Origin of the sequence: Streptomyces sp. CB01201 (genome assembly GCF_002803085.1) — a bacterium.
GTDB lineage: Bacteria > Actinomycetota > Actinomycetes > Streptomycetales > Streptomycetaceae > Streptomyces > Streptomyces hundungensis.
The window spans coordinates 198,494-216,094 of record NZ_NNBJ01000013.1; the positions used below are offsets into that span (position 1 = coordinate 198,494).

19 protein-coding genes are annotated in these 17,601 nt (G+C 71.0%); 8 read left to right on the forward strand and 11 right to left on the reverse strand.

The features are described 5' to 3' along the window. Positions 1 to 328: 328 nt before the first annotated feature. Complete coding sequence (locus CG740_RS26575) at positions 329 to 1,000, forward strand: DUF461 domain-containing protein (RefSeq protein ID WP_100577789.1); 672 nt, start codon at positions 329 to 331, stop codon at positions 998 to 1,000. Between the two features lie 136 nt (positions 1,001 to 1,136). Here CG740_RS26575 and CG740_RS26580 read toward each other — a convergent pair whose 3' ends face one another. Then, a complete protein-coding gene (locus CG740_RS26580; RefSeq protein ID WP_017242433.1) occupies positions 1,137 to 1,817 on the reverse strand; it encodes a response regulator transcription factor in 681 nt (226 codons plus the stop codon). Further along, a complete protein-coding gene (locus CG740_RS26585; RefSeq protein ID WP_100577790.1) occupies positions 1,814 to 3,094 on the reverse strand; it encodes a sensor histidine kinase in 1,281 nt (426 codons plus the stop codon). The genes CG740_RS26580 and CG740_RS26585 overlap by 4 nt, the downstream gene beginning before the upstream one ends. Positions 3,095 to 3,292: 198 nt before the next feature. On the opposite strand from CG740_RS26585, the gene phoU reads away from it, so the two are divergent. Beyond that, positions 3,293 to 3,970: a phosphate signaling complex protein PhoU gene (gene phoU / locus CG740_RS26590; RefSeq protein ID WP_100577791.1), complete on the forward strand. Its 678-nt coding sequence runs from the start codon at positions 3,293 to 3,295 to the stop codon at positions 3,968 to 3,970. Between the two features lie 376 nt (positions 3,971 to 4,346). On the opposite strand, the gene CG740_RS26595 is transcribed toward phoU, so the two are convergent. After that, positions 4,347 to 4,826 carry a hypothetical protein gene (locus CG740_RS26595; protein WP_234376500.1) on the reverse strand — a complete coding sequence of 160 codons (480 nt, stop codon included), beginning with the start codon at positions 4,824 to 4,826 and terminating at the stop codon, positions 4,347 to 4,349. 217 nt (positions 4,827 to 5,043) lie between these two features. Further along, on the reverse strand, positions 5,044 to 5,802 hold the full coding sequence (locus tag CG740_RS26600) for a phosphoglyceromutase (RefSeq protein ID WP_100577792.1): 759 nt from the start codon (positions 5,800 to 5,802) through the stop codon (positions 5,044 to 5,046). Between the two features lie 239 nt (positions 5,803 to 6,041). Between CG740_RS26600 and CG740_RS26605 the strand changes: the two genes are divergently transcribed. Continuing rightward, positions 6,042 to 7,340 carry an MDR family MFS transporter gene (locus CG740_RS26605; protein WP_100577793.1) on the forward strand — a complete coding sequence of 433 codons (1,299 nt, stop codon included), beginning with the start codon at positions 6,042 to 6,044 and terminating at the stop codon, positions 7,338 to 7,340. 161 nt (positions 7,341 to 7,501) lie between these two features. Here the strand turns inward: CG740_RS26605 and CG740_RS26610 are convergent, their stop codons facing one another. Together CG740_RS26610 and mshA are read right to left on the reverse strand one after the other, a co-directional pair. Next, positions 7,502 to 7,990 carry a YbjN domain-containing protein gene (locus CG740_RS26610; protein ID WP_100577794.1) on the reverse strand — a complete coding sequence of 163 codons (489 nt, stop codon included), beginning with the start codon at positions 7,988 to 7,990 and terminating at the stop codon, positions 7,502 to 7,504. Positions 7,991 to 8,088: 98 nt separating this feature from the next. Next, a complete protein-coding gene (gene mshA / locus CG740_RS26615; RefSeq protein ID WP_100577795.1) occupies positions 8,089 to 9,429 on the reverse strand; it encodes a D-inositol-3-phosphate glycosyltransferase in 1,341 nt (446 codons plus the stop codon). Between the two features lie 217 nt (positions 9,430 to 9,646). On the opposite strand from mshA, the gene CG740_RS26620 reads away from it, so the two are divergent. The 3 genes from CG740_RS26620 to CG740_RS26630 all read left to right on the forward strand — a co-directional run bounded on the left by CG740_RS26620 (position 9,647) and on the right by CG740_RS26630 (position 13,316). Beyond that, entirely contained in the window at positions 9,647 to 10,444 is a 798-nt protein-coding gene (locus CG740_RS26620) for a class I SAM-dependent methyltransferase (RefSeq protein ID WP_100577796.1), read from the forward strand. A gap of 310 nt (positions 10,445 to 10,754) precedes the next feature. Further along, complete coding sequence (locus CG740_RS26625; RefSeq protein ID WP_234376501.1) at positions 10,755 to 11,825, forward strand: C40 family peptidase; 1,071 nt, start codon at positions 10,755 to 10,757, stop codon at positions 11,823 to 11,825. A gap of 231 nt (positions 11,826 to 12,056) precedes the next feature. Continuing rightward, the gene (locus CG740_RS26630) at positions 12,057 to 13,316 is read left to right on the forward strand and encodes a PP2C family protein-serine/threonine phosphatase (RefSeq protein ID WP_100577797.1); all 1,260 of its coding nucleotides are present in this window, start codon (positions 12,057 to 12,059) and stop codon (positions 13,314 to 13,316) included. Between the two features lie 56 nt (positions 13,317 to 13,372). Here CG740_RS26630 and CG740_RS26635 read toward each other — a convergent pair whose 3' ends face one another. The 3 genes from CG740_RS26635 to CG740_RS26645 form a co-directional block, all read right to left on the reverse strand. Continuing rightward, the gene (locus CG740_RS26635; protein WP_100577866.1) at positions 13,373 to 13,717 is read right to left on the reverse strand and encodes a DUF2516 family protein; all 345 of its coding nucleotides are present in this window, start codon (positions 13,715 to 13,717) and stop codon (positions 13,373 to 13,375) included. 179 nt (positions 13,718 to 13,896) lie between these two features. Continuing rightward, complete coding sequence (locus CG740_RS26640; RefSeq protein ID WP_100577798.1) at positions 13,897 to 14,502, reverse strand: hypothetical protein; 606 nt, start codon at positions 14,500 to 14,502, stop codon at positions 13,897 to 13,899. 22 nt (positions 14,503 to 14,524) lie between these two features. Then, complete coding sequence (locus CG740_RS26645) at positions 14,525 to 14,956, reverse strand: helix-turn-helix domain-containing protein (RefSeq protein WP_100577799.1); 432 nt, start codon at positions 14,954 to 14,956, stop codon at positions 14,525 to 14,527. Between the two features lie 520 nt (positions 14,957 to 15,476). On the opposite strand from CG740_RS26645, the gene CG740_RS26650 reads away from it, so the two are divergent. Then, positions 15,477 to 15,665: a hypothetical protein gene (locus tag CG740_RS26650; RefSeq protein WP_159030411.1), complete on the forward strand. Its 189-nt coding sequence runs from the start codon at positions 15,477 to 15,479 to the stop codon at positions 15,663 to 15,665. A 249-nt stretch (positions 15,666 to 15,914) separates the two neighbouring features. Here CG740_RS26650 and CG740_RS26655 read toward each other — a convergent pair whose 3' ends face one another. Then, complete coding sequence (locus CG740_RS26655) at positions 15,915 to 16,550, reverse strand: TetR/AcrR family transcriptional regulator (protein ID WP_100577801.1); 636 nt, start codon at positions 16,548 to 16,550, stop codon at positions 15,915 to 15,917. A gap of 77 nt (positions 16,551 to 16,627) precedes the next feature. Here CG740_RS26655 and CG740_RS26660 point away from each other — a divergent pair, with 77 nt between their 5' ends. Then, positions 16,628 to 17,068: a hypothetical protein gene (locus CG740_RS26660; RefSeq protein WP_199846577.1), complete on the forward strand. Its 441-nt coding sequence runs from the start codon at positions 16,628 to 16,630 to the stop codon at positions 17,066 to 17,068. A gap of 63 nt (positions 17,069 to 17,131) precedes the next feature. On the opposite strand, the gene CG740_RS26665 is transcribed toward CG740_RS26660, so the two are convergent. Then, on the reverse strand, positions 17,132 to 17,500 hold the full coding sequence (locus tag CG740_RS26665) for a VOC family protein (RefSeq protein ID WP_100577868.1): 369 nt from the start codon (positions 17,498 to 17,500) through the stop codon (positions 17,132 to 17,134). Positions 17,501 to 17,601: the final 101 nt, after the last annotated feature.

Genomic DNA, 17,601 nt, shown 5'->3' on the forward strand with positions numbered 1-17,601 from the left:
GAATTGATCAACGAACGGCCGGGCCGGACCGCCTCGGTGGATTTTCGGTAAGGAATGCGTGGCCGGCCGGGGAATTGATCACTCGCCGATATGTGAACGGCGTACGAAAGCGCGAGATCAGCGGGGTATCCACCGGAGATCGGCCGATGATCCACCCGACTTCTCCGGGCCCGTCGCCGGTAGGGGCGGGTCGGGTGCGGGGCGCGTGGGACGGCTCGGTAATCTAGGCCCGCTGACACACCCTTAGCCGGCCCTTAGGTACGCGGCCGGCTGACCCGCAGTCCGTCCGAAGCAGTCCGTCTCGTACGTCCAAGGAGTTGCCGCCGCCGTGAGCCGCAGCCTTCGACGCGGCGCCCTCGCCGCTTCTGCCATCGCGTTCTCGCTCGCCTCCCTCTCCGCCTGCGCGGCGGGCAACAAGGCCCAGACGCTCGGGGTCAAGGCGGACAACGCCTATGTCACCGTCGGCGACATCAAGATCCAGAACGCGACGGTCGTCACCCAGCCGAAGGCCGACGCCGAAGGCCCGGCCGTCGTCGCGGCGACGCTGTTCAACAACGGCACCGCCCCGCAGACCCTGGACTCCGTTCAGATCGGCAGCACCGCGGTCAAGCTCTCCCCCGCCAAGGGCACCGGCGCGATCACCATTCCCAGCCACGGCTCGGTCGTCCTCGGCGGCAAGAACAACGCCTCCGCGGTCGTCGACAACGGCCGCGAGGCCGCCAAGAACGGCGACGCGCAGAAGGTCACCTTCCAGTTCAGCAAGGCCGGCGCGGTGAGCCTGGACGCCTTCGTGGTCCCGGCGACCAGCTACTTCGAGGGTGTCGGCCCCAGCGAGCTCCCCAAGCCCAAGGAGACCCCCTCGGGCGAGCCGTCGGGCAAGGCCTCCAACAGCCCCTCGGGCACACCGACCAACTCGGCCAACCCGAACGCGGGCGGCAGCGGCAAGCCCGCGGGCTCCGGCTCGCCCACGCACAGCGCGAGCACTGGCACGGGTCACTGACCCGGGTCGGGTCCCAGGCACTAGCCGCAGGCACCAAGCCATAGGCGCCAAGCCGCAGGCAGCAGAAGGAGGGCGGCCCCGGATTCGATCCGGGGCCGCCCTCCTTCATGCCCTAGGTGCTGGTCCGGGCGTCGGCCTACGGCTCGAACTTGTAGCCCAGGCCGCGGACCGTGACGAGGTAGCGCGGGGCGCCCGGGTCCGGCTCGATCTTGGCGCGCAGGCGCTTGACGTGGACGTCGAGCGTCTTGGTGTCGCCGACGTAGTCCGCGCCCCACACCCGGTCGATGAGCTGCATACGGGTCAGCACCCGGCCCGCGTTGCGCAGGAGCATCTCCAGGAGGTCGAACTCCTTCAGCGGGAGGTCGACCTTGCCGCCGGAGACGGTGACCACGTGCCGGTCGACGTCCATGCGGACCGGGCCCGCCTCCAGGGCGGCCGGGGTGACCTCCTCGGGCTCGCCGCGGCGGCGAAGGACCGCGCGGATGCGGGCCACCAGCTCGCGCGAGGAGAACGGCTTGGTGACGTAGTCGTCGGCTCCTATTTCCAGGCCCACGACCTTGTCGATCTCGCTGTCCTTCGCCGTCACCATGATGACCGGGACGTTGGAGCGGCCGCGCAGCTGACGGCAGACCTCGGTGCCGGGCAGGCCGGGCAGCATCAGGTCGAGCAGGACCAGGTCGGCGCCGTTGCGCTCGAACTCGTCCAGGCCGTCGGGCCCGGTGGCCGCCACCGCGACCTCGAAGCCCTCCTTGCGGAGCATGTAGGACAGGGCGTCGCTGAAGGATTCCTCATCCTCGACGACGAGCACTCGGGTCACGGAAGGACCTCCGGGGCAGGAACTATGGCTGGTGAATGAGGCACAGCGGAACTGAAGGTCTCGTACGGGACGTCGTCGTCCTCGTCGGCCGTGACCGGACCGCGCCCGGCCGAGGCGCGGTCGCGAACGGCGCCGGCTTCCGGCAGCCGCAGGGTGAAGGTGGAGCCCTGTCCCTCGGAGCTCCACACCGTGACCTCCCCGCCGTGCGAGGCGGCCACGTGCTTGACGATGGCGAGGCCCAGGCCCGTGCCTCCGGTGGCGCGGGAGCGGGCCGGGTCCACCCGGTAGAAGCGCTCGAAGATGCGCTCGCGGTCCTTCTCCGAGATGCCGATGCCCTGGTCGGTCACGGCGATCTCGATCAGGTCCCCACCGGGTGCGGCGATGCGCCGCCCGGCGATGCCGACCCGGGTCCTGGCCGGCGAGTAGTTCACCGCGTTCTCGACCAGGTTGCCGAGGGCGGCGGCGAGCTGGCCGCGGTTGCCCCACACGTACAGGTCGGCGGTGCCGCCCGCGGCCATGGTGATCTGCTTGGTGGACGCGGTGTGCCGGGAGCGGTCGATGGCCTCGGCAACGAGTTCGTCGACGCGGACCGGCTCGGCGTCCTCCAGCGGGTCGTCGTTCTGGACCCGGGAGAGGTCGATGAGCTCCTGGACCAGGTTGGTGAGCCGGGTCGCCTCGATCTGCATCCGGCCGGCGAAGCGGGTGACCGCCTCGGGGTCGTCCGAGGCGTCCATGACGGCCTCGGACAGCAGCGAGAGCGCCCCGGTCGGGGTCTTGAGCTCATGGCTGACGTTGGCCACGAAGTCACGCCGTACGGCTTCGATGCGGCGGGCCTCGGTGAGGTCCTCCACCAGGAGCAGCACGAGCCGGGAGCCGAGCGGGGCGACCCGGGCGGAGACCGCGAGGGCCTCGCCGCGGCCGGTGCCGCGCCGGGGCAGGTCGAGCTCGACCTGCCGTATCTCGCCGTCGCGCCGGGTGTCGCGGGCCATGTGCAGCATGGGCTCGACGGCCAGCTTGCCGCCCCTGACCAGGCCGAGCGCGTACGCCGCCGAGCTGGCCTTGACCACCGAGTCGCTCTCGTCGAGGACGACCGCGGAGGAACGCAGCACGGAGAGGACCGTGTCCACGCCCGGGGGCAGTACCGCGTCGGTGTGCAGGGAGGTCCGCGTGGGCCGCGCCTGGTCGCGCTCGCTCCAGCGGAACGCCAGCATGGCGATCACGCCGGTGCACACCCCGGCGATCGCTGCCAATGCGGCGACCGCCGCGTTCACGTCCATGCACCCAGGTTATGCGGCGCCACCGACACTCTCCCAGCCAAATGGGTGGCCGCTCGAACGTTCGTCGCCCAGAGTTCACCGAGGTGATAGTGCCGGTTCACTTCCTGTGGCCGAATCGGACGCGTACGGGACGGACCGTGGGAGCGTGGGGGTCACAGCACCCCCGGCCCCCCGAGACCGTTGTAGAGAGGGACACCCATGCGGGACGCGTACCACGAGGAACTGGACTCGATCGGCGAGGGCCTGGTCGAAATGGCCCGCCTTGTCGGGTCGGCGATCGGGCGCGCCACCACGGCCATGCTCGACGCCGACCTCAAGCTCGCCGAGAGCGTGATCGCGGCCGACCAGAAGGTCGACGACCTCCAGCACGATCTGGAGGCCCGCGCGATAGCCCTGCTGGCCCGCCAGCAGCCGGTCGCCACCGATCTGCGGATCGTGGTGACCTCCCTGCGGATGAGCGCCGACCTGGAGCGCTCGGGCGACCTCGCCCAGCACGTGGCGAAGCTGACCCGGCTGCGCTACCCGGAGCGTGCCGTACCGCACGACCTGCACGCCACCATCCTGGAGATGGGCCAGCTCGCCCAGCGCCTGATGGCCAAGGCGGCCGAGGTCATCATCACCAAGGACGTCGACCTGGCCCTCCAACTGGAGCAGGACGACGACGAGATGGACCTGCTGCACCGCACGCTCTTCCAGCACCTGATGGACGACCGCTGGAAGCACGGCATCGAGACGGCCGTCGACGTGACGCTGCTCGGCCGCTACTACGAGCGCTTCGCGGACCACGCGGTGTCGGTCGCCAAGCGCGTGGTCTACCTGGTCACCGGCGAGCACGCCGACGACCTCCAGCCGCCCGCGCAGGTCGAGGGGGCCTGACCTCCGCCGTCCGGCCGGCCCTCCGGCCACCGGCCGGACTCCGGGGAGCGCCCTCAACAAGCTTGCGCACATGCGCCGTTGATGCGCCCGCCCCAGTGGGCATGCAATGGGCGAAGGCTCGTTGCGGCTGCCTACCCCCGGGAGGGACCCATGGCCGATTCACCCACGACCGAACCACGTCAGGAAGCACCCGTCACACCTGTCGAAGTGATCCGGCTTCCCCTGATCGGCGCGTGCGGCTGCGGCTCCGGCTGCGGCTGCGGCTGCCAGTCGGGCGCGCCCTGCCAGTGCGGCGGCTGACCCAACGGGACCGGCAGTCGAAGGGCCCCGCCCGGTTCCGGGCGGGGCCCTTCACATGCTCAGCGCGCGACGGGGGTCACTTCACGGTGACGGTGACCGTCGGCGAGACGACCTCGTCGTACTTGATCCGCAGGTCCTGCTTGCCCTTGTCGTTGAGCTTGGCGTCGAGGGAGTAACTGCTGCCCTGCTTGACCACGGCGCTGGCCTGCAAGGTCGTCCACTTGCTCCCCTTCTTGTGCTGGAGCACGACCTTGGTGCCTATGGGCAGGCCCTTGGTGCGGCCCGTGAAGGTCACCTTGTCGCCGGCCTTCACCGACGTGGACGAGGCCTTCACGGTGATCGAGCCGGCCATCTTGGACGCGGACGGACTCGGCTTGGGGCTGGCGGCGGCCGAGGCGAAGGTGCCGGCGGCTCCGGCGGACAGCAGGGCGGCGGACAGCGCACCGGCGGCGAAGGTACGGACACAGCGGTTGCGCAGGGTGGTGTTCACGATCTGGACTCCCGTCTTGGCGGACTCCCCCAGGAAACGCAGTTCACCACTTCGGGCGAAATGCACCTTTCGAGGTTCGAGGCTATCCACGGAGTCGCGATACGGCGACCGGAGGGTGCCGGGGCCGTGACGGTACGTAATCGTCGACCGGCTCGTGGCCACACAACGCGAGCCCCCTGCCACCGAGGGAACGGCGGCAGGGGGCTCGACGGGCGCGAGGCACGCGCCAAGTGGGGCGGGGCGGATGCCGGCTGGCGCGCCTGGGCGCCAGGTGGGGCTTCGGCTACTTCTTGCCCTGGTTCTTGACCGCCTCGATCGCGGCGGCGGCCGCGTCCGGGTCCAGGTAGGTGCCGCCCGGCTTGACCGGCTTGAAGTCGGCGTCGAGCTCGTACACCAGCGGGATGCCGGTCGGGATGTTCAGGCCCGCGATGTCCGCGTCGGAGATGCCGTCGAGGTGCTTGACCAGCGCGCGCAGCGAGTTGCCGTGGGCGGCGATCAGGACGGTCTTGCCGTCGAGCAGGTCCGGGACGATGCCGTCGTACCAGTACGGCAACATGCGCGTGACGACGTCCTTGAGGCACTCGGTCTGCGGGCGCAGCTCCGGCGGGATCGTCGCGTAACGGGCGTCGTCGCTCTGCGAGAACTCCGTGCCGTCCTCAAGGGCGGGCGGCGGGGTGTCGTACGAGCGGCGCCACAGCATGAACTGCTCCTCGCCGAACTCGGCGAGCGTCTGCGCCTTGTCCTTGCCCTGGAGCGCGCCGTAGTGGCGCTCGTTCAGGCGCCAGCTGCGGTGCACCGGGATCCAGTGGCGGTCCGCGGACTCCAGCGCGAGCTGGGCGGTGCGGATGGCGCGCTTCTGGAGGGAGGTGTGCAGCACGTCGGGGAGCAGGCCGGCGTCCTTGAGCAGCTCACCGCCGCGCGCCGCCTCCTTCTCGCCCTTCGGCGTGAGGTTGACGTCCACCCACCCGGTGAACAGGTTCTTCTCGTTCCACTCGCTCTCGCCGTGGCGGAGCAGGATCAGCTTGTACGGTGCGTCGGCCATGCGTCCGAGCCTAATCGACGTTCCGGGGCCCTCGCGCGCGCAGGGACCAAGGTCCCGGGCCCGTCTCGATTGACGGACGCCGTCAATTCACTGGCCCCCGGAACCGGGCCACTTGTAACGTGCGGGCATCTGTTGCACCACTTACAGCAGCAGGCGTTGCGCCACTGCACCACCGCACACCGCACACCGCACCACCGCACCATCGCCATCAGCAGAGCCACAGTTCCGGGGGAAGCCGTATGTCCGTCGCCAGTCTGAGACGCGCCGCACGAGAGACCGTCTCGGGGCTGCCCCGGGAATTCTGGTGGCTGTGGACCAGCACGCTGATCAACCGGCTCGGGGCCTTCGTCGCCACTTTCATGGCGCTCTACCTCACCCTGGACCGGGGCTATTCGGCCTCGTACGCGGGACTTGTGGCCTCGCTGCACGGGCTCGGCGGGGTCGTCTCCTCGATCGGCGGCGGCATCATGACCGACCGCCTCGGCCGCCGGCCCACCCTCGTCATCGCCCAGACGGCGACGGCCTTCTCCGTGGCGCTGCTCGGCTTCATGACGGACCCGGTGGCGATCGCGGGCGTGGCCTTCCTCGTCGGCATGGCGAGCAACGCGTCGCGCCCCGCGGTGCAGGCGATGATGGCGGACATCGTGCGGCCCGAGGACCGGGTGCGGGCGTTCTCCCTCAACTACTGGGCGATCAACCTGGGGTTCGCCGTCTCCTCGATGGCAGCGGGGTTCATCGCGCAGTACAGCTACCTGGCCGGCTTCCTCGGCGAGGCGGCGCTGACCCTGGTCTGCGCGATCGTGGTGTTCCTCAAGCTGCCCGAGTCGCGCCCGCAGCGCACGGCCGAGGAGAAGGTGACGGAGCCCCAGGTCGGCATCGGTACGGTGCTGCGCGACGGCCGCTTCATGGGAGTGGTCGGCCTGTCCTTCCTCATCTCCCTCATCTTCCAACAGGGTTACGTGGGCCTGCCGGTCGCGATGGGCACGGACGGGTTCTCCAGCGCGGACTTCGGTCTGGCCATCGCGGTGAACGGCATCCTGATCGTGGCGGTCCAGATCCCCGTCACCCGCTACATCCAGCACCGCGACCCGCGCCGTCTGCTGGTCGTCTCGGCGCTGCTCGCGGGCTACGGCTTCGGCCTGACGGCGTTCGCCGGTTCGGTCGCGGTGTACGCGCTGACGATCTGCGTCTGGACCCTGGCCGAAATCGTCAACGCCCCTACCCAGACGGGCCTGGTGGTCCGCCTCTCCCCCACCCACGGCCGGGGCCGCTACCAGGGCGTCTACACGATGTCCTGGTCAGTGGCAGCGCTGGTCGCTCCGCTGATGTCGGGTTACGTCATCGACCACTTCGGGGCGGAGTGGCTGTGGGGCACGTGTGCGGTTCTGGGGACGGTGACGGCGTTGGGGTACTGGGGGTTGATGCGGAGCCTGCCGACGGAGGGGACGGCGGAGGCGGCGAGCGCGGGGGCAGTGGCGTCGCCGGTGGAGGTGGAGGTGGCGGTGCCGGTGCCGGTTCGGGCGGACTCTGCGGTGTGAGGGGCGAGCCCCTCAGGGGGTCTGGGGCGGAGCCCCAGGGGCCGGAACCCTCCAACCCCGAGCAACGGGCGGGCGGTTGGGAAACCCCCGGGGTCCGGGGCGGAGCCCCGGGGGCCGCACCCTCGACCCTGCGCATACGGGCAGGCGGGCGGGAAAACCCCCTACCCCGCCTCCCCCGTGACCCGCCCAAACGCCTCCAGGTTCCGCGTAGATTCCCCCCGGGCCACCCGCCACGCGTACTCCCGCCGGATCGCGGACGCGAACCCCATCTCCAGCAGGGTGTTGAAGGAACCGTCCGCCTCCTCCAGGACGACCCCGAGCAGCCGGTCGAGCTCCTCCGGCGTGACGGCGGCGAGCGGAACCTTGCCGGCCAGGTACACGTCCCCGAGGCGGTCGACCGCGTAACTCACGCCGTACAGACGGAGGTTGCGCTCCAGGAGCCAGCGATGCACGGCCGGCTCGTTCTCGTCGGGGTGGCGCACCACGAACGCGTTCACGGAGAGGGCGTGCGCCCCGACCCGCAGCGAGCAGGTCGTGGAGAGCTTGCGGGTGCCCGGCAGCGTCACCACGTACGCGCCCGGCTCCGGGGACTCCCACGAGAGCTCCGCGTCCTTGAGCGCCGCTTCGATGACCTGCCGCACGTCAGCCATGCCGCGAGCCTACGCGAAGCGCCCGGCCCCGGCCGGGGCACCTGGCCGCCGCGCGAGCGCGCCCACCTCGACCGCACTGCCACACCACCGCAAGCACCTCAACCGTGCGACCGCACCCGCCGCCGGTGCTCCTGCATCGCCGCCGTGTACACGTCCGCCGTCGCCGCCGCGGCCGTGCCCCAGCCGAAGGACTGCGCGTGCCGGGCGGCCGCGCCGCCCATGCGCTCCACCAGCGCCGGCTCCTCGACGAAGCGGTACAGCGCGGCCGCGTAGTCCTTGGGGTCGTGACCCCGGACGAGGAAGCCCGTCGAGCCGTCCCGTACCGCCACCGGAAGCCCGCCGACCGAGGCCGCGACCACCGGCGTCCCGGCCGCCTGCGCCTCGATGGCGACCAGGCCGAACGACTCGCTGTACGAGGGCATGACCAGGACGGACGCCGCCCGGAACCAGTCCGCGAGCCGGTCCTGGCCGACCGGCGGCTTGAACCGTACGACGTCGCCGACGCCGAGCTTGGCCGCCAGCTTCTGGAGGCCCTCCGGCTTGGCCAGGCCGCTCCCCGACGGCCCGCCCACGATCGGCACGATCATCCGCGAACGCAGCGAGGGGTCGCGGTCCAGGAGCTCGGCCGCCGCGCGCAGCAGGATGTCCGGCGCCTTGAGGGGCTGTATGCGGCCCGCGAAGAGCGGAACGAAGGCGTCCCGCGGCAAGCCGAGCCGGTCGCGTGCGGCGGTGCGTCCGTCGGCCGGGCGGAAGCGGTCGAGGTTCACGCCGGGGTGGACGACGGCGACCTTGCCGGGCTCGGCGTCGTAGAAGCGGACGAGTTCGTCGGCCTCCTCGGCGGTGTTGGCGATCAGGCGGTCCGCCGCGTTCACGATCTGCGTCTCGCCGATGACCCGCGCGGCCGGTTCGGGGGTGTCACCCTCGGCGAGCGCCGCGTTCTTGACCTTGGCCATGGTGTGCATGGCGTGCACGAGCGGCACGCCCCAGCGTTGGGCGGCGAGCCAGCCGACGTGTCCGGAGAGCCAGTAGTGGGAGTGGACCAGGTCGTAGTAGCCCGGCCGGTGGCGTGCCCAGGCCGTCATCACGCCGTGCGTGAACGCACAGAGCTGCGCGGGCAGCTCCTCCTTGGCGAGGCCCTCGTACGGCCCCGCGTCGATGTGCCGCACGAGGACGCCGGGCGACATCTCCACGGCGGGAGCGAGCCCGCCCGTGGTGGCCCGGGTGAAGATCTCGACCTCGATGTTGATCGCGGCGAGGCGCTTGGCGAGCTCGACGATGTACACGTTCATGCCGCCCGCGTCGCCCGTACCCGGCTGGTGCAGCGGCGAGGTGTGGACGCTGAGCATGGCGACGCGCCGGGGCTTGCGGTGGCCGCCGGGCAGCCGGAGCCTGGGCGGCCCCGCCAGGGTGCCGGCGAACCGGGACACGTACTGGCTCACGTCGAGGGCCTCCTCGGCTCGGGGCACTGCCTTGGGACGCGGATCGGGGCACTGCCTGTGACGCGGATCGGGCATGCGGGACGCCCCTCCAAAGCCCCGAACACCGGAACCCGCCCTTTCATTTCCACTTTGCCAAAATGTTGCCGGACCCGCCGGGGCGCCGCTTGCGCGACCCCGGACCGGCCGGTCACCGGCTTGCGCCGCCTACCCTCGTCCCATGGCTCCACCCGCCCCGCCCGCGAAACGCCCCGTCGGCACCGTCACCCGCGGCACCACCAACCCGAACCGGCTGCGCCGCATGGACCGCTGGATCGCGGACGCGCACGGGGCGGCGCTGCGCCGCGCGACGGCCCCGGTCGCCGTCGACCTCGGGTACGGGGCCGCCCCCTGGACCGCGGTGGAACTGCTCCAGCGCCTGCGCACCGCGGCCCCCGCCGTCTCGGTGGTGGGCATCGAGATCGAGCCGGCCCGGGTCGCCGCCGCCAAACCGTACGAGCGTGCGGGCCTCACCTTCCGGCACGGCGGCTTCGAGGTCCCGCTGCCCGAACCGCCGCTGCTGATCCGCGCGGCGAACGTACTGCGCCAGTACGACGAGGCGCAGGTGGCCGCGGTCTGGGCCCGCCTGTGCGAGCGGCTCGCGCCCGACGGGCTGCTCGTCGAGGGCACCTGCGACGAGATCGGCCGCCGCCACGTGTGGGTCGCGCTCGACCGTTCGGGTCCCCGAACGGTGACCTTCGCGACCCGGCTCGGCTCCCTGGACCGCCCCTCCGACCTGGCCGAGCGCCTGCCCAAGGCGCTGATCCACCGCAATGTGCCGGGCGAGCCGGTGCACGCCTTCCTGCGCGACTTCGACCGGGCGTGGGCGGCGGCGGCCCCGTACGCCTCGCTCGGCGCGCGCCAGCGCTGGATCAAGTCCGTACGGGATCTGGCGGGCGACTGGCCGGTCGTGGACGGCGCCCGGCGCTGGCGACAGGGCGAAGTGACGGTCAACTGGTCGGCGCTCGCGCCCCGTTGAGGCCCGCGCGGCGCGAAGCGGACGGCCGTCGCCGTCGCCGTCGCCATCGCTGCCGCTGTCGCTGTCGTCTAACGAGTGAACTCCTGTGCCCCGAGGAACGCCTGGAGCCCGGGGTTCGTCAGACGGATGGGAGCCGGGTGGCGACGCACGCGAAGGGGACGAGCGTCGTCCGGTGCCCCTGCGCCTCTGTCGTTTTGGCCGGGGGCGTGGCAGCATCGCGGGCATCGGTGTGATGTTACTGACGGTAAATCACATGCGGTTGCCCGGTGTTCCGGTGTGGGGCCGGAGTTGACTGGAGGGGGAGTTCTCAGTGCCGAACAAGGTGCCGAACAAGCGCCGTTTGGCGACCGCGATCGCCTTGGTGTGCGCCCTGACCGCTTTGGCCGCGCCGGGCACGGCGTTCGCCGACCCGGCACCGACGCCGTCGACCACGGCACCGGCCGCGTCCAAGACGCTCGACGAGGTGAGCAAGGAGATCGACGACCTGTACCGCCAGGCGGCCGCGGCCACCGACGCGTACAACCTCGCCGAGGAGAAGACCAAGCAGCAGTCCGCGCAGATCGTCCAGTTGGCCCAGGAGATCGTGAAGGGCCAGGAGAAGATCCGGCGTCTGAAGGACCAGGCGGGCGCCACCGCGCGGATGCAGTACCGCAACGGCGGTCTGCCGCTCGGCGCGCAGATGATGCTCAGCGGCGATCCGCAGTCCTTCTTCGACGGGGCGGATTCGCTGCGCCAGGGCCAGCAGGCGGCCCAGGGCCTGCTCGGCGAACTGAACAAGACCCAGGCCGACTTGGCGGCGTACAGCGCGGACGCCACCGCACAGTGGAAGAACCTGGAGGCCAACCGGGTCAAGAAGGAAGCGGCGAAGAAGGACATAACGGAGAAGATCGCGGCGGCCGAGAAGCTCCAGTCCCAGCTGAAGGAGCAGGAGCGCGAGCGCCTGGCCGAGCTGGAACGCAAGAAGGAGTTCGACGCGCAGACGGCCTGGTTGAGCACGGGCGTCCTGAAGGACATCAGCAGCAGCGCGAGCGAGCAGGGCAAGAAGGCCGTGAAGTTCGCCACGGACCAGATCGGCAAGAAGTACGTCTGGGGCGCCGCCGGTCCCGACACCTTCGACTGCTCGGGGCTCACCTCCCAGGCCTGGCTCGCGGCCGGACACCCCATCCCGCGCACCTCGCAGGAGCAGTGGGCCCAGCTGCCGCACGTCGCGATCAAGGACATGCGCCCCGGCGACCTCGTCATCTACTTCGCCGACGCCACCCACGTCGGGATGTACATCGGCGACGGCGCGATCGTGCACTCCCCCCGCCCGGGCCGGACGGTGACGATCACGGGCGCGGGCTCCATGCCGATACTCGGCGTCGTACGGCCGGACAAGTAGCCACCCGCGCACCGGAACCCGGGGCACACCCGGCCCCGGCGGCCGGGGCCGTGCGGAACTTCCTGAGGCCCGGACAAATGAGGCATGTGGCATATGCCATCCGGTCGGACGTGATGAACCACCCAACGCCATTCCGCCACGCCCGTGGATGACGCTAGGGTCCCGGCTGGTGGGGCGCCGACCGGCGCTCACCCGCGCCCTCGGGGGGAGGGAAGGATCCCGGAACCGACGATGCCCGCATCCCAGCACGTACCCGTACCGCACCAGCGAGCCGCCCCTCAGGCCGCGCCGGGCAGCGCCGGCGACGGCCCGCTCAACCTGCTGGTCATCGAGGACGACCCGGCGGGCACCTTCACCGTGCACGAACTGCTGGACGCGGCGGGCCCCCGGATCCGCATCCGTACCGCCCGCAACCTCACCGAGGCCGAGCGGCTGCTCACCGACGACATCCACTGCATCCTGCTCGACCTGGCGCTGCCGGGCCGCGACCCCGACGACGAGCTGGCGGCCCTGCGCCATCTGCTCCTCCTCGCGCCGCACCACGCCGTACTGGCCCTCACCCCGTCCGGGCACGCGGAGCGGGCGGCGGAAGCGGTGCGGGTCGGCGCGCAGGACTATCTGTTCCGGGACGAGCTGGACGGCAGGCTCCTGAGCCGCGCCATCCGGTACGCGGTGGAGCGCAAGCGCGCCGACACGGCCCAGTACAAGCTGGCCGAGTCGAAGCTGCGTGCCCAGGAGAACGCCCGCCTGGAGCGCGGCCTCCTGCCGACACCGCTGCTCGACGGCTCGGACCTGCGCTTCGCGGCCCGCTACCGCCCCGGCCGCTCCCGGGCGCTGCTCGGCGGCGACTTCTACGACACGGTGCGCACGCCCGACGGAACCGTCCACGCGATGATCGGCGACGTCTGCGGCCACGGCCCCGACGAAGCGGCCCTCGGGGTCGAACTCCGCATCGCCTGGCGGGCGTTGACGTTCGCCGGGCTGTGCGGGGACGACCTGCTCTCCACTCTTCAGGAGGTCCTGGAGCACGAGCGTGACAGCGAGGAGATATTCGCGACGCTGTGCACGGTCGACATCGCACCCGACGGCCGCAGCGCCGGGCTGTGCCTGGCCGGCCACCCGGCGCCGCTGATCGCCCTGGACGGCCGGGCGCAGTTGCTCCCGTACGAGAACGGGGGCCCGGCCCTCGGCCTGCTCCCGCGCGCCCGCTGGCCGCGCCGGCAGGTTCAACTCGGCCGCGAATGGGGGCTTTTGATGTATACGGACGGTCTGATCGAGGGCCGCACCGACGCGGGCAGCGGCCAGCGGCTCGGCCAGGACGGGATGCTGGAGATGATCAATACCCAGCTGGCGTCCGGCCTGCGCGGCGAGTCACTCCTGGAAGCGGCGGTGACCCGGGCGCGCGAACTCAACGGCGGCGAGCTGACGGACGACGTGGCCGTGGTCCTGCTCGAACGCAAACGCGGCGACCGGAACGGCCGCCGCGCCTGAGGAATCCGCTCGCCGGGCCTGGGAGCCGCCCGCTGCGGGGATCCGCTCGCCCGTGCCTACCGGCCACCGTTGTACGGCCCGTACGGGCCGTCGCTGCTGGAGCCGCCGCCACGGCGGCCGCCCCGGCCACCGCCTGAGACCTGCCGGAGCGCCGGCCGCACGTCCACCATGAACACGATCGAGGCGACGAGCCCGGCGAGCTGGAGGAAGAGCATCGGCACGAACAGGTTCACCACGACCGTGATGCCGAGGACGATCAGCCAGAACGGCTTGGTCTGCTTCTCGGCCGCCCGGTAGGCGTCCTCGCGGGCGATCACGGCGAAGACCAGCGCCACGACGGCGATGACGAGCATCGCGAGATAGAGCAGCGAGGTGAGAAGGCTGAATCCCGAGAGCAACATGCCGTGCACCGCCTAGTCAGTACTGATGTGTGTGGAAAACGCCTCGCGGCCAAGGTACTGGTTCAACGGATCGGACACCCTGAAGGTGCCCGACCCGCACCCAACCCCTACCCACCCCGGTGCCCGACCAGCAAACCCGGCCCATGCGTCGCGAACCGGCGCGTGCACCGCGGAAGGCGTTACTCCGCGGACTTGACGGTGGTCTTCTTCACCGGCGCCTTGCGCGGGGCGGCCTTCTTGGCGGCGGGCTTGTCGGCGTCCGAGTCGGCCGCGACCGTGCCCGCGCCCTGGCCCGGAGCCGCGTCCTTCGTCTCCGCGCCCTTCGTCTCCGCGTCCGGCTCGACCACAGTGGCGATCTCGACGATCTCGTCGGCGGCCTCGCCGCGCCACTGCTTGACGACCTCCTGGCCGTGCTCGGCGACCGAGTCGTAGCCCTCGCGCGCCTTGACGGCGTACTCGGCGAGGACGCCGACGCCGCGCAGGGCCAGGTCCTGGGCGTTCTCACCGAGCTTCTTCAGGTCGCCGTCGAGGGCCCCGAAGAGCTCGTTGGCCCGCGTCGTGACGACGCCCTGCACCTCCTTGACCCGCGCGGTCGCCTTCTCCTGCACGGCCTTGGGGTCGGTGCGGCGCACGGCCTCGATGCGCTCGGGCGCCTCGGCCTGGATCTTCTCGATCAGCGCCGGAACCTTCTTGGCCTGCTGCCCTGCGAGGTCCGCCGTGCCGGCGAGGAAGTAGAGGGGGGTGGGGTCGGTGAGGGTCTTGCGCAGGTCATCGGTGATGGCCATGACTGTCCTCCCGGATCAGTGCTCAGTTGCTCGCTTGAGGGTGGTCGGCATCGCTGCCGTCGGCACCGCTGCCGTCGGCCGCGCTTTCGGTGCCCGTCTCGTCGGCGTCGAGCCCGTTCTCCTTGCGGAAGGACTCGTAGATCTGGAGCAGAACCTGCTTCTGACGCTCGCTGAGCGAGGGGTCGGCGAGAATGACGCTCCGCGTCCCCGCGGCCTCGGGAGACCGCTCGTCGAGAATTCCGGCCTGCACGTACAGCGTCTCGGCGGAGATCCGCAGCGCCTTCGCGAGCTGCTGCAAAATGTCCGCGCTCGGCTTGCGCAGCCCGCGCTCGATCTGACTCAGATACGGATTGGACACCCCGGCGGCATCGGCGAGCTGCCGCAGCGACAGCTGTGCGTTGCGCCGCTGCTCGCGCAGATACTCGCCGAGATTGCCGACGTTGAGCGATGCCATGCCCCGATGGTGCACCCATCGCGCTAACTATTGCAAGCGGATGCTTGCAAAAGTGCGCTGCGCCACTCCGTGGGCGGCTGTGACCGCCCGCGGTGGTTGACACTTCGCAGCCGTGGCCGGCACAGCGCGGCCACAGGCGTGCAGGCCCCTGCGGCCTCACTTGAGCTTCGCGTGCAACACGGCGGTAGGGTCGCGCGCATGTGGGCGGGACTGGATGCAGGCGACTGGGCTGGGCTGAAGCACGACTACGGGTCTGCCGAGGATGCAGCGCCCTGGAAGCACTCGGACGCGGCGCCGCCGAGCGAGGGCGCCCCCATCCTGCCCTGCGCAAGCTGGCCGACCTCGGCCCGTACGCCGCCCCCTACGCGGACCGATTCAGGGCGATGACCGCCGACAGCGACCCCTGGACTCCGTCGAGGCGGCCCACACTCTGTGGGCTGCGACCGGCGATGCGGAGGCCGCTGTCCCCGTGCTGACGACTGCCGTGCGGGATCTGGCTGAGGGTTCCTGCCTGCCTGTCATGCTCCCCGCGCTGAACCACCTGGCCCGGATCGGCCAGGCGGCCCGGCCCGCCGCCCTCCTCCTGCGCAACGTAGCCGCATATGACCAGCGATTGCGTCCCCATAGCGGCTGGCGGGGCTTCGCCCAGGACGAGGACATCCGTACTGCCGTCGGCGAGCTACTCGGCGCGTCCGGCCTGTCCGCGTGAGGCGGGTGGTCAGGTCGGCGGGTTCCTGGACCTGCGCAGTGAAAGGCGCGATCTGGCGGCGTCCTGCATGCAACCGGCGGGCCGTCGAGGCATCTGGTCACCCGGCTCGCCCGGCCTCGGGCATTCGACGCGGTGTCTCGGGCGACCCTGGGCACTGGTGCGCTCGGCGCCGGCATCGGGCCGATCACTCCGGCCCGCGATCATCTCCCGGGCGCGGCGGCCGGCGACGCCGCGTCCGGTCGGCCGCCCTTACGAAGCGTCCGCAGCCGCAGCCGCGTCGTGATCGAGGAGCGAGATCGCGGATGCCAGCGCGCGGGCCGTGTCGACGAAGTACTGCTCGTCGGCCGCCGGGGCCAGGCCGAGGGGGACGCCCTGGCCGAGGCCGACGAACAGGGCCCGGAGCGCGGTGGTCAGGCGTTGCGCCTGATGCGAGGTCACCACGCTTCCGTTGTGGGACCTTCCGGTGAACAGCGCGGCCAGATGTTCCTCCTGCGACCGGATGGACGTGGCGAGCCGGGACCCCAGCCCCGGGTCGTGCAGAGCCATGTCCAGCAAGGTGATCTGGAGCGACAGGCGAGCCAGTGCGTCCGGGGCGTCACAGCTGCGCCGGTAGTACCGGGCGAACGCGTCGACCGCCTCCAGGAGATCCAGCTCGGCGGGAGCCACCTGCTGGATCTCCTCGTAGTACGGCCGCAGGTGATCGGCGACCAGGGCGACCACCAGGCCGTTCTTGCTCCCGAACAGGGAGTAGACGGCGCCGGTGGTCAGGCCGGCACGTTCGGCGATCTCCTCCAGCTTGGCCCGGTATCCGTCCCGGGACACGACCTGGAACGCGGCGTCCAACAGGGCACGGCGGTTGCGTTCCTTGGCCTCCGCTCTTGTCATTCTCATAGTTTGATTATTACCGTAATCTCGTTACGGGATTGGTTGGTGGTCGGAGACAAGCTTCGAGGGGGACGCTCATGACCCAGGCCGTGGCACCGCGGGTGACCCGCCAGACCGTCGGCGCCCTCGCCGATGGCGCCTTCAAGGTGTTGCTCGCCGCTGTCTGCGTCGTCGGCGCCGCCCCGCTGGGCCGGTTGCTCGGCACGCCGACCTGGCTGATGGTCGCCTCGGGCGTGGCCCTGCTGATGGGCGGCGGCTTCGAGATCGGATACACGCGCAGCCGGTCGATGCGCACCTACACGCGGCTCATGATCGCGTACGACGCCGGCTGGGTGTCGACGGCCCTGGCCGGTCTCCTGATGGCGTGGCAGGGCAGCGGCGCCGGGGGCGAAGTCTGGATGGGGTACCAGGCAATCGCCCCTCTTGTGTTCGCGGCGCTGCTGGTCGCCTCCGCCCCGACGCAGAGAGCCCCGGGCACTCGGGGCGACACCTCGGTCCGGCACTTGGACACCCTTTGAAGCCCTTGAACCCCTCGAACCCCTCGAACCCCCGAACCCCTCGATCAGCTTCTAGCTTCTCTTCTAGCTTCTGATGATGCAGAAGGGATGCCCGGCCGGATCGGTGAGGGCCCGCGCCTTGTCACCGTGCGGCTGGTGCTCCGGCTTGCCCGCGCCCAACTCCAGCAGCCGGGCCTCGGCCGCGTCCAAGTCCTCGACCTTGAAGCAGACATGGAGCTGCTGGGGGACGATTTGGTCGGGCCAGGTCGGAGCCCGGTAGTCGTCGACCCGTTGGAAGCCGATGAGGAGGCCGTGTTCGCCGTTGAGGCCCGCGAAGTCGGCATCCGACTTCGGGTGCAGTTCATGGCCGGTCGCCTGCTGATAGAACGCCGCCAGAGCCATCGGGTCGGAGCAATCCAGCGTTATCGCGACCAACTTCATCCGCAGGGGCATGGTCATGGCATCCCCGAATCGATCGTGGTTCTCCGCGATGAACACCCTAGAGGCGGCTCCCCGCGGTCGAGCGGGCACCCGACCGCCACCAACGTCCCACT